Genomic DNA, 10,158 nt, shown 5'->3' with positions numbered 1-10,158 from the left:
GGGGCGGGGGGCGCGTCCGGCACGGGGGCGGGCGCAGGGGCAGGGGCCGCGTCCGGGCCGGGGGACAGCAGTTCCGCGTGCAGGGCCCGCAGGGCCGGGGAGGGATCCGCGCCCAGGCGGGTCGCGAGATCGCGCCGGACCGTCTCGTACGCCAGCAGCGCTTCCGCCGAGCGCCCCGCGTCCCGCAGCGCGCGGATCCGCAGGGCCTGCAGCGGTTCGTCCAGCGGATGGGCCTCGCAGAGGGCGGCCAGCTCCGGCAGGGCCGACGACGCCTCCCCGAGGGCGAGGGCCGCACCCAGGCGGGCGCGCCGGGCGTCCAGGCGGCGGGCGTCCCAGCGTGCGGCCTCCACGGCGCGGTCCGGCAGGTCGGCGAGGGCGGGCCCCTGCCACAGGCCGAGCGCTTCGTCGAGGAGTTCCGCCGCCCGCGCCGGATCGCCGGCGTCGAGCCGCCGTACGCCCTCCCCCGCGAGCCGCTCGAAGCGGTGCGCGTCCACAGCGTCGGGCCCGGCCGCCAGCCGGTAGCCACCCGGGGCGGAGACCACGGCCTCCCGCCCCAACGCCCGGCGCAGCCGCCCGACCAGCGCCTGGAGCGCCCCCGCCCCGTCGGCCGGCGGCTCACCGTCCCAGACCTCGTCGACGAGGACGGCGGCCGGGACGGTCCGCCCGGCCCGCAGCGCCAGTACGGTCAGCAGGGCCCGCAGCCGGGCCCCGCCGAGGGCGACGGGCGTGCCGTCGGCGGTGTGGGCCCGGGTGGGGCCGAGGACGGAATAGCGCACAGGCCCTATTCTCCGTGAGCCGGGGATCATCGCAGGAACTCACCCCCGCCCCGGCACGTTCCCCGCACACACCCGCCGCGCCCCAGGGAGCCCCCGATGTCCACGGCCACCACCCGCAGCCACGAGCGCAGGATCAGCCCGGTGTTCCTGGCGATCCTCGCCGTCATGGCGGTCACCGGCTGGGCGGTGTGGACCGGTTTCGCGGCCTCCCCCGGTGTCGCGATCTTCCTCTTCGTGACGGCGGCGTGGGTCGTCTCGCTCTGTCTCCACGAGTACGCCCACGCCCGCACCGCTCTGCACGGCGGCGACATCACCGTCGGGGCGAAGGGGTACCTCACCCTCAACCCGCTCGCGTACACGCATGCCGTGCTCAGCGTCATCCTGCCCGTGCTCTTCGTGATCATGGGCGGCATCGGTCTGCCGGGCGGTGCGGTCTTCATCGAGCAGGGCCGTATCCGGGGCCGCTGGAAGCACAGTCTGATCTCGGCGGCGGGACCGCTCGCCAACGTCCTGTTCGCGATCGTGTGCACGGCGCCGTTCTGGCTGGACGCGCTGGACGGCGTGCCGCTCGCCTTCCGGTACGCGCTCGCCTTCCTGGCGTTCCTCCAGGTGACCGCGGCGCTGCTGAACTTCCTGCCGGTGCCCGGGCTCGACGGGTACGGGGTGGTCGAGCCCTGGCTCTCGTACAAGGTGAAGCGGCAGATAGAGCCGTACGCGCCCTACGGCTTCTTCGTCGTGATCGCGCTGCTCTTCGTCCCGGCGGTCAACGGCGCGTTCTTCGACACGATCGACGCGCTGATGCGGGCGCTCGGCGTGCCGGAGATCTCCCGCTACTGCGGCTCGAACCTCTACCGCTTCTGGCAGGAGACGCCGGAGCTCTGCCAGGTCTAGGCCGCTCTGCCGGTCCAGGCCGCTCTGCCGGTCCAGGCCGCTCTGCCGGTCTAGGCCTCGGTCCGGGCCTCGGCCTTCGCGCGCCGGAGGTAGTACCAGGCCATGTTGGAGGAGAGGCCGGCGATCAGGACCCAGATCACGCCGAGCCAGCTGCCCGAGACGAAGGAGACGACGGCCGCCACGACCGCGAGGGCGCAGACGACGAGGGCGTACAGAGCGAGGCGGGGCATGGGGGTCGGCTCCTGTCCGGGTACGGCTGATGGTGCCCGTCCAGTGTCCCCCATGCCCGACGGCGCTCTAGACGTCGGTGACGCGCAGACCCGCGTGCGCCTTGTAGCGGCGGTTGACCGAGATCAGGTTGGCGACGAGCGACTCGACCTGGTGGGCGTTGCGCAGCCGGCCGGCGAAGACGCCGCGCATGCCGGGGATGCGGCCGGCCAGTGCCTGGACGATCTCGACGTCGGCGCGCTCCTCGCCGAGGACCATCACGTCCGTGTCGATCTCGTCGATCGAGGCGTCCTGGAGGAGGACGGCGGAGAGGTGGTGGAAGGCTGCCGCGACCCGGGACTCCGGCAGCAGCGCTGCGGCCTGCTCGGCGGCGGAGCCCTCCTCCGGCTTGAGGGCGTAGGCGCCCTTCTTGTCGAAGCCGAGCGGGTTGACGCAGTCGACGACGAGCTTGCCGGTGAGTTCGGCCCGGAGCGACTCCAGGGTCTTGGCGTGCCCGTCCCACGGGACGGCGACGATCACGATGTCGCTGCGGCGCGCGCACTCGGCGTTGTCGGCGCCCTCGACACCGAGGCCGAGCTCGTCGGCGGCGGCCTGCGCGCGGTCGGCGGCGCGGGAGCCGATGATCACCTTCTGGCCGGCCTTGGCGAGCCGGTAGGCGAGGCCGCGGCCCTGGTCGCCGGTGCCGCCGAGGACGCCGACGACGAGGCCGGACACGTCGGGGAGGTCCCAGGGGTCCTTGGGGGCGGGGGCGGGAGACGAAGCGGTGGAAGTCATGGCCTCGACATTACTGGCCGGTCGCTCCCGTCCGGATCTCGTACGGGTGGAACGGTGGAGAACCGGCCTCGCGCGGACCGCTGCTGCGGCAAGATGCGGCGCCATGGATGCCGTACGGGTCGCGCTGCTGCGGGACGTGCTCGCCGGGACCGAGTGGCCGAGGGCGGCCCGCCGCCTCGCGGGAGCGCTCCGGTCCTCCGTGGTGCCGCAGGGAGGAGGGCTGCTCCTGGTGGGCACGGAGGCGTACGAGCCCTGGCACCTGGCGGCGCACCTGGTGGACGAGGCGGCCTGGTCGGGCCGGCCGGAGCTGGCGCCGACGCTGGTACGTCATCTGGTGCGGCCGGGGGATCCGGCCCACCTGGCGGTCGGTCTCGGCCGCCTGGAGTCGGCCGGACGCGGGTCGACGCTGCTGATGGTGGCTCCGGAGCGGCCGGGGGCCGGGGTCCTGGAGCGGGTCCACGACGCCCGCAGGGCCGGGGCGACGGTGCTCTCGCTGGACGGCGGGGACCCGGAGGTCCACGGCCTGGCCCACGAGGGGCTGACCGTGCCGGCCGGGGCTGAGGTCGACCTGGACACGGTCCAGCACCTGGTGAGCGCGGCGGCCGGGGAGAACAGCCTCCCGTCCCCGCGCGGCCGGCGCCGCCTGCGCGACCGCCTCTCCCTCCTCGCCGACCAGCTGACGGCCCCGCCCCCTGCGCGCTGGTAGCCCCGTGGCGTACCGCCGGTGACCGTGGCGCACCGGTAATTGGGTTGCCGCCCGTCGGGGCGGGCCGGAGCATGGCCCCTCGTGACCTCGAAGCCTCCCTCGAAAAGCCCCTCGAAGCCCCCCTCGAAGCGCCTCCCGAAGCTCACCTCCCTGCTGCCCGATCTCGCGCCGTGGCGGTCGTCCGCCGACTTCCGGCTGCTGTGGGTCCAGGGGCTGGTCACGTACTTCAGCAGCGCCATGGCGCTGATCGCCCTGCCGCTGCAGATCAAGGAGCTGACGGGTTCACCGCTGGCCGTCGGGGCGATGGGCGCCGTCGAGCTGGTCCCGCTCGTCGTGTTCGGGCTCTACGGCGGCGCGCTCGCCGACGCCGTCGACCGGCGCAAGGTGATCATCGCCACCGAGGCGGGGCTCGGGCTGCTCGCCCTGGTCCTGCTGCTCAACTCGCTGCTGCCCTCGCCCATGCTCTGGCCGCTGTACGTGGTCGCGGCCGGTGTCTCCGCGCTGGCGGGGCTCCAACGGCCCGCACTCGACTCCCTGATGGCCAGGATCGTGCCGCACGCGCAGCAGACGGCCGCGGCGGCGCTCAACTCGCTTCGCTGGCAGATGGGCGCCATCGCGGGTCCGGCGCTGGCGGGCCTCGTCGTGGCGTACGCGGGCCATGCGCCGGCCTACGGCGTGACCATCGCCGGCTTCGCCGCCTCCGTGCTGCTGTGCCGGCGGCTGACCCCGGCGCCGCCCGCGCGCGACGCGGAGAAGCCGTCGCTGCGCGGGATCGCGGAGGGGGCGCGGTACGCCTGGTCGCGGCCGGTGCTCCTCGGCACGTACGTGGTCGACCTCGCCGCCATGCTGTTCGCCTTCCCGAACACGATCTTCCCGTTCCTCGCCGACGAGCTGGACGCGGACTGGTCGCTGGGCCTGATGTACGCGGCGGGCTCGGTCGGCTCGCTCGTCCTCGGGCTCACCAGCGGCTGGACGTCGAAGGTCCGCAGACACGGTCTTCTGGTGGTGTGCGGCGCGGCGGGCTGGGGGCTGGCGATCGCGGCCGCGGGCTGGTTCTCGAACATCTGGCTGGTACTGCTCTGCCTGGGCTTCGCCGGTGCGGGCGACATGCTGAGCGGTCTGGGCCGCGCGACGATCTGGAACCAGACGATCCCGGAGGAGCTGCGGGGCCGCCTGGCCGGCATCGAGGTGCTGTCGTACAGCGTGGGTCCGCAGCTCGGACAGGTCCGCGCGGGCGCCATGGCCGGCTGGACGGGCACCCGCGCGGCGATCTGGACCGGCGGTGCGGCGTGCGTGGCCTCGGTGGGGCTGCTCTGCCTGGCCCTGCCGAAGCTCCTCACCTACGACGCGGAGACGGACGAGGACGCCCTGCGCCGCAAGGCTCGGCAGGAGGAGACGCCGGAGGCTCAGGGGACGCGGGACAACCCGCAGGAGGCCTGCGCCGGGGCCCCGGCCTGAGGGAGGCCTGTCCCCGGGGGAGGCCTGTCCCCCAGGGAGAGGCTTGTCCCCCGAGGGGAGCCGGCCTCGCGCCCCGGACGCGACCTAGTCCGGGGTCTCGTCCGTCCTCGGGGCGTCGTGCCAGTTCGGGTCGGTCTCCCACTCCAGGTTGCGCTCCCTCGCCGTCTCCATCGCGTGGGACGCCTCCTCACGGCTGGCGTAAGGGCCGAAGCGGTTCTTGGCCGGGCAATCGGGGCCCTCCTCGACCTTCTTGTGCTGCAGGCAGTAGTACCACTCGCCCGGTTTGCCCACCGCGCGCTTCTTGAACAGGGCCATCGTCGGCTCCTTCCTCTGACGCCATGCTGCCCCAGACCCGGTCGTTAGACTCGCTGACATGTCTGGCCAGTCGCTGCTCGCACCGGGGGAGATCTCCCCCCACCGCTCCGTTCCGGGAGCCATCCGTCGTCCCGAGTACGTCGGGAAGCCCGCACCCACCCCGTACACCGGGCCCGAGGTCCAGGACTCCGACACCATCGAGCGGATGCGGATCGCCGGCCGCATCGCCGCGCAGGCGATGGAGGAGGCCGCCAAGCACATCGCGCCGGGGGTCACCACGGACGAGCTGGACCGGGTCGCGCACGAGTTCATGTGCGACCACGGGGCGTACCCCTCCACGCTCGGCTACCGCGGCTTCCCGAAGTCGCTCTGCTCCTCGGTCAACGAGGTCATCTGCCACGGCATCCCGGACTCCACCGTCCTGAAGGACGGGGACATCGTGAACCTCGACGTCACGGCGTACATCAACGGCGTTCACGGCGACAACAACGCCACCTACCTCTGCGGCGACGTCGACGACGAGTCCCGCCTCCTCGTGGAGCGCACGCGCGAGTCCCTGAACCGCGCCATCAAGGCGGTCAAGCCGGGTCGCCAGATCAACATCATCGGCCGGGTCATCGAGTCGTACGCCAAGCGTTTCGGCTACGGGGTCGTGCGCGACTTCACCGGGCACGGCATCAACTCGTCCTTCCACTCCGGGCTGATCGTCCCGCACTACGACTCCCCGCACCACACGACCGTCATCCAGCCCGGCATGACCTTCACCATCGAGCCGATGCTGACGCTGGGAACGCACGAGTACGACATGTGGGACGACGGCTGGACGGTGGTGACCAAGGACCGGAAGCGGACCGCGCAGTTCGAGCACACGCTCGTCGTCACGGACACCGGGGCCGAGATCCTCACGTTGCCCTGACCCGTCACCGGGGTAGCGTTTTACCGACAGGCCGTCGGGAACAGTTGGCTCAGGTACACCTGAGAAGCAGGCTTTCGACAGGTTCCCGTCCCGTCCCCATCGGTACCGGAGGCACGCCTTGGACACGCCCTTCTCGACGCTCATCCGCACGGCCTCTCACGAACAGCACACCGAGGCCGAGACGTCGACCTTCATGAGCGACCTCCTCGGCGGGCGCCTCACCGTGGACGCCTACGCCCGCTACACGGAGCAGCTCTGGTTCGTGTACCGCGCCCTGGAGGACGGTGCCGAGAGCCTGGGGACCGACCCGGTCGCCGGGCCCTTCATACGGCCGGAGCTGTTCCGGACGGCGGCGCTGGAGCGGGATCTCGCTCATCTCCGGGGTCCGCGGTGGCGTGACGGGCTCTCCCCGTTGCCCGCCACTGCCGCCTATGCCGCGCGGGTGGCGCAGTGCGCGCGCGACTGGCCGGCCGGCTATGTGGCGCACCACTACACCCGCTATCTCGGCGACCTCTCGGGCGGCCAGATCATCCGTGACAAGGCCGAGCGCACCTGGGGCTTCGCCCGCAAGGGTGACGGCGTCCGTTTCTACGTCTTCGAGGAGATCGCGAACCCGGCCGCGTTCAAGCGCGGCTACCGCGAGCTGCTCGACGCGGTGAACGCCGACGATCTGGAGAAGCAGCGGATCATCGACGAGTGCAAGCGCGCGTTCGACTTCAACGGCGCGGTCTTCCGGGAGCTGGGAAGCGAGTTCCCGCTCAGCGCGTGAACGCGGGGCTCGGGGACCTCCGGGCGTGAGCCTCCGGCTGGCTGCCTACGGCTGACTGACTCCGGGTGGTTGCCTCCGGGCGTGAGCCTTCGGGTGACTGCCTCCGGGCGTGAGCCTCCGGGTGGCTGCCTCCGGGCGTGAGCCTCCGGGTGGCTGCCTCCGGGCGTGAGCCTCCGGGTGGCTGCCTCCGGGCGTGAGCCTCCGGTGTGGGCGCGGGCCTCACGGTGTGAGCGTGAGCGTGCGCTCCAGGAGGACCCGTCCGCCCAGCTCGATCACGCCGTCGGGGCCGGGGGCCGTCAGGATCTGCGACCCCCGGCCCTGCGTGATGTTCAGGGCACGGCCCAGCTCGGCCGTCAGCAGCAGCGCCGCCGCGCCCGTCGCCTCGTCCTCGTCGATGCCGTCGCCGCGGCCCGGGAACGCCCGCGCCCGGATCCGGCCCGCCGCCTCGTCCTCCCAGGCCCAGGCGTAGATCCACTCCCCCGGATCCGGCACGTCCAGCGCGTCGACCTCGGCGGCCGATCCGTACCGCCGCAACGTGCGCGGCGGGGCCCACTCGGCACGGGCCCCGATCCAGGTGAACTCCCCGTCCCCGCGTGCCCACACCTCACCGGCCGGCGGACAGACGACCTCCAGGTCCAGCAGCCAGGCCGTGCCGACCAGCGGGTGACCGGCGAAGGGCAGCCGCACACCGGGCGTGTAGATGTCGACGTCCCCGCGCTCCGGGTCGTCCACGAAGACCGTCTCGCTGAAGCCGAGCTCCTTGGCGAGCGCCTGCCGGGACGCCTCGTCGGGGCGGGTGCGCCCGTCGCGTACGACACCGAGAGCGTTGCCGAACCGACCGTCGCCCGCGCAGAAGACACGCAGGACGTCGATGTCGGTGGCGGCGCTCGGACGGCTACGTGCGGTCGTGTTCATGGCGGAATTCAAGCATCCGGGCCTCCCATTCGGCGGCTCCGCCAGGAATCGGCCAGGCGCGGGTTCGCGCCTCGTCGTACGGCACGCCCGCGGCGAACAGCGAGAGGCCGTGCGCGAGCGCCGCCCGTTGCCGCTCCGGGTCGGGGCCCCGGAAGCGGCGCGCCGCCAGCCGCTCGTACTCCCCCGGGAGCGGCCCGAGCAGCTCCGCGATCCGGTCCTCGTCCTCTCCACGGGCCAGGACGACCGTGCCCGGCCGCTGCCCTTCGGCGAGCGCGGCCACCGCGCGGTCGTGGCCGTCCAGAAGCAGCCAGCCGTCGAAGGCCGTCACCCACCACAGCAGGACGGGTGGCAGGCTGCCGTCCCTGGCCTGCCTGCGGTACGCCTTGACGCGCGGGGCGTCGTCCGCGGAGAGCGGCCGGAGCGGGACGACGCCGTTCCAGCCCTGGTTCCAGTCCAGATGCCCGTCCGGCCACGCCGCCAGGAAGTCCGTGCCCCAGACGTACGGCGGGAACACCTCCCGCTCCCTGAGCACCCAACGCCCCGCGTGCAGCGGGCTCTCGTCGGCGGTCTCCAGCCAACGCGCGTACCGGTGCCGCCAGTCGGGCCGCCGCCTGGCGTCGGAGGCGCGGATCGGCGGCAGGGGCGAGCGGTAGCCGTGACGACGGTGGACACGGACCCCGCCCCGGTCCTCGTCGACCCGGGCGAGCAGGACCGGCCGTCCGCCCTGGCGGAGCAGCATCCGGCGGCCGTCCGTCATCTCCATGCGCAGCGGCGGGGGTTCGAGCCTGCCGTCCCGGGCCAGGACGAGGGGGCCGTGGAGCTTCTCTCGGCGCAGACGCATGTCCGCACGCTAGCCGGGCACGCGGCGGGACCGCACCACCGTTACGGGGGCGTGGCCCTGCCTGCGGGGGAGGGTGGCGGTCCCGGGTAGTCGGGAGAGAGCAGATGAATCCGAAGAAGCGGATGAAGTGAATGAAGCAGATGAAGTGGATGAAATGCATGAAGTGGATGGAATCAGCCCGCTTGACCGCTCGTTGACCCGCTCATGGGGCGGCCATGAGAGGCCTGTGACCGTGCCGTGTCCCCCTCGCCCACTCGCTTCGGACGTGAGAGCCGAATCACTGGACGCGGGGACATGGCTCAGGTAAGCCTCGGTTAAGTTAGGTCCGCCTCAGTCCACTCTCGCCCTTCATGGAGCCCCTATGCGCGCCGTCCGTCTCTCCGTCGTCACCGCCGCCGCGACCGCGGCCGCTCTGACCGCCGTCACGGGCTGCGCCGAGAAGAGCGACGCGAAGGGCGGCGACGGTGCCGTCCAGGTCGTCGCCAAGGACGACTCCTGCGAGGTCTCCCGGAAGGAGTTCCCCGCCGGGCACGTAGAGCTGGCCGTGGAGAACCGGGGCACGAAGGTCACCGAGGTCTACGTCCTGTACCCGGACGACCGGATCGTGACCGAGCGCGAGAACATCGGCCCCGGCACCAAGGCCACCATCACCGCCGAGGTCAAGGCCGGCGACTACGAGATCGCCTGCAAGCCCGGCATGAAGGGCGACGGCATCCGGCAGAAGGTCACCGTCACCGGTGGCGCCGCCGCCGCCAAGCGCTCCCCCGAGATGGACGCCGCCGTCGCCGCCTACCGCCAGTACGTGCAGGCGCAGGCCGACGCGACGCTGCCGAAGGTCAAGGTCTTCACCGACGCCGTCCGCGCCGGGGACATCGAGGCCGCGAAGAAGGCGTACGCCGACTCCCGTATCGGCTGGGAACGCACCGAGCCGGTCGCCGAGTCCTTTGGCGACATCGACCCGAAGGTGGACGTACGCGAGGACGGCCTGGAGGCGGGCCAGGACCCGGCGAAGGACTGGACCGGCTGGCACCGCCTGGAGAAGGCGCTCTGGCAGGACAAGAAGATCGGTGACGCGGAGAAGAAGCTCGCCGACACCCTCGACAAGGATCTCGCGGACTGGGTGAAGCGGGTCGGCAAGGCCGACATCACCCCCACCTCGATGGCCAACGGTGCCAAGGAGCTCCTGGACGAGGTCGCCACCGGCAAGGTCACGGGTGAGGAGGAGCGTTACTCCCACACCGACCTGGTCGACTTCAAGGCGAACGTCGAGGGGGCCCAGAAGTCCTTCGAGCTGCTCAAGCCGGTCGCCTCGAAGAACGACGCCAAGCTCGTCGCCGAACTCGACAAGCGGTTCGCGGCGCTGAACACGCTCCTCGACAAGTACCGCACGGACAAGAGCGGCTACGTCTTCACCTCGTACGACAAGGTCGGCAAGGCCGAGCGCAAGGAGCTGTCGGACGGCGTCAACGCGCTGGCCGAGCCGCTCTCCAAGCTCGCCGCCGCGGTCGTGAAGTAAGGGGATCCAGCGATGACCGACGCGACCGGGAGCGGGGCCGGGGGCGGGACCGA

At 72.4% G+C, this 10,158-nt stretch carries 12 protein-coding genes; 6 read left to right on the top strand and 6 right to left on the bottom strand.

Annotation, left to right across the window (positions count from 1 at the left end; all coding sequences use genetic code 11):
• Positions 1–806, bottom strand: an 806-nt coding sequence (locus tag J7E93_RS34340) for an AfsR/SARP family transcriptional regulator (RefSeq protein WP_215073962.1), incomplete at its 3' end; no start/stop codon positions are given.
• Positions 807–872: 66 nt separating this feature from the next.
• Here J7E93_RS34340 and J7E93_RS34335 point away from each other — a divergent pair.
• The gene (locus tag J7E93_RS34335) at positions 873–1,667 is read left to right on the top strand and encodes a site-2 protease family protein (RefSeq protein WP_215073961.1); all 795 of its coding nucleotides are present in this window, start codon (positions 873–875) and stop codon (positions 1,665–1,667) included.
• Between the two features lie 50 nt (positions 1,668–1,717).
• Here J7E93_RS34335 and J7E93_RS34330 read toward each other — a convergent pair whose 3' ends face one another.
• Both J7E93_RS34330 and npdG read right to left on the bottom strand, forming a co-directional pair.
• Positions 1,718–1,951 (bottom strand): hypothetical protein, encoded by a 234-nt coding sequence (locus tag J7E93_RS34330; protein WP_215073960.1) that lies wholly within the window; start codon positions 1,949–1,951, stop codon positions 1,718–1,720.
• A gap of 13 nt (positions 1,952–1,964) precedes the next feature.
• The gene (npdG, locus tag J7E93_RS34325) at positions 1,965–2,669 is read right to left on the bottom strand and encodes an NADPH-dependent F420 reductase (protein WP_215073959.1); all 705 of its coding nucleotides are present in this window, start codon (positions 2,667–2,669) and stop codon (positions 1,965–1,967) included.
• Positions 2,670–2,772: 103 nt separating this feature from the next.
• On the opposite strand from npdG, the gene J7E93_RS34320 reads away from it, so the two are divergent.
• Entirely contained in the window at positions 2,773–3,375 is a 603-nt protein-coding gene (locus tag J7E93_RS34320; protein ID WP_215073958.1) for a hypothetical protein, read from the top strand.
• An 81-nt stretch (positions 3,376–3,456) separates the two neighbouring features.
• Entirely contained in the window at positions 3,457–4,833 is a 1,377-nt protein-coding gene (locus tag J7E93_RS34315) for an MFS transporter (protein ID WP_308368888.1), read from the top strand.
• Positions 4,834–4,917: 84 nt separating this feature from the next.
• Here the strand turns inward: J7E93_RS34315 and J7E93_RS34310 are convergent, their stop codons facing one another.
• Positions 4,918–5,148 carry a hypothetical protein gene (locus J7E93_RS34310; protein ID WP_215073957.1) on the bottom strand — a complete coding sequence of 77 codons (231 nt, stop codon included), beginning with the start codon at positions 5,146–5,148 and terminating at the stop codon, positions 4,918–4,920.
• 58 nt (positions 5,149–5,206) lie between these two features.
• Between J7E93_RS34310 and map the strand changes: the two genes are divergently transcribed.
• Complete coding sequence (gene map, locus J7E93_RS34305; protein ID WP_215073956.1) at positions 5,207–6,064, top strand: type I methionyl aminopeptidase; 858 nt, start codon at positions 5,207–5,209, stop codon at positions 6,062–6,064.
• 118 nt (positions 6,065–6,182) lie between these two features.
• On the top strand, positions 6,183–6,833 hold the full coding sequence (locus J7E93_RS34300) for a heme oxygenase (biliverdin-producing) (RefSeq protein WP_215073955.1): 651 nt from the start codon (positions 6,183–6,185) through the stop codon (positions 6,831–6,833).
• Positions 6,834–7,052: 219 nt separating this feature from the next.
• On the opposite strand, the gene J7E93_RS34295 is transcribed toward J7E93_RS34300, so the two are convergent.
• Together J7E93_RS34295 and J7E93_RS34290 are read right to left on the bottom strand one after the other, a co-directional pair.
• Positions 7,053–7,748, bottom strand: coding sequence for a PhzF family phenazine biosynthesis protein (locus J7E93_RS34295; protein ID WP_215073954.1), 696 nt, complete (start codon positions 7,746–7,748; stop codon positions 7,053–7,055).
• A complete protein-coding gene (locus J7E93_RS34290; protein WP_215073953.1) occupies positions 7,729–8,589 on the bottom strand; it encodes a hypothetical protein in 861 nt (286 codons plus the stop codon). Before J7E93_RS34290 ends, J7E93_RS34295 begins: the two co-directional genes overlap by 20 nt.
• A gap of 361 nt (positions 8,590–8,950) precedes the next feature.
• On the opposite strand from J7E93_RS34290, the gene efeO reads away from it, so the two are divergent.
• Positions 8,951–10,105 carry an iron uptake system protein EfeO gene (gene efeO / locus J7E93_RS34285; protein ID WP_215073952.1) on the top strand — a complete coding sequence of 385 codons (1,155 nt, stop codon included), beginning with the start codon at positions 8,951–8,953 and terminating at the stop codon, positions 10,103–10,105.
• The last annotated feature ends 53 nt before the right edge of the window (positions 10,106–10,158 follow it).

Origin of the sequence: Streptomyces sp. ISL-36 (assembly GCF_018614205.1) — a bacterium.
In the GTDB taxonomy this organism is placed as follows: domain Bacteria; phylum Actinomycetota; class Actinomycetes; order Streptomycetales; family Streptomycetaceae; genus Streptomyces.
Note: the sequence above shows the minus strand (reverse complement) of the source record. Positions and strands in the feature narration are given on the sequence as shown.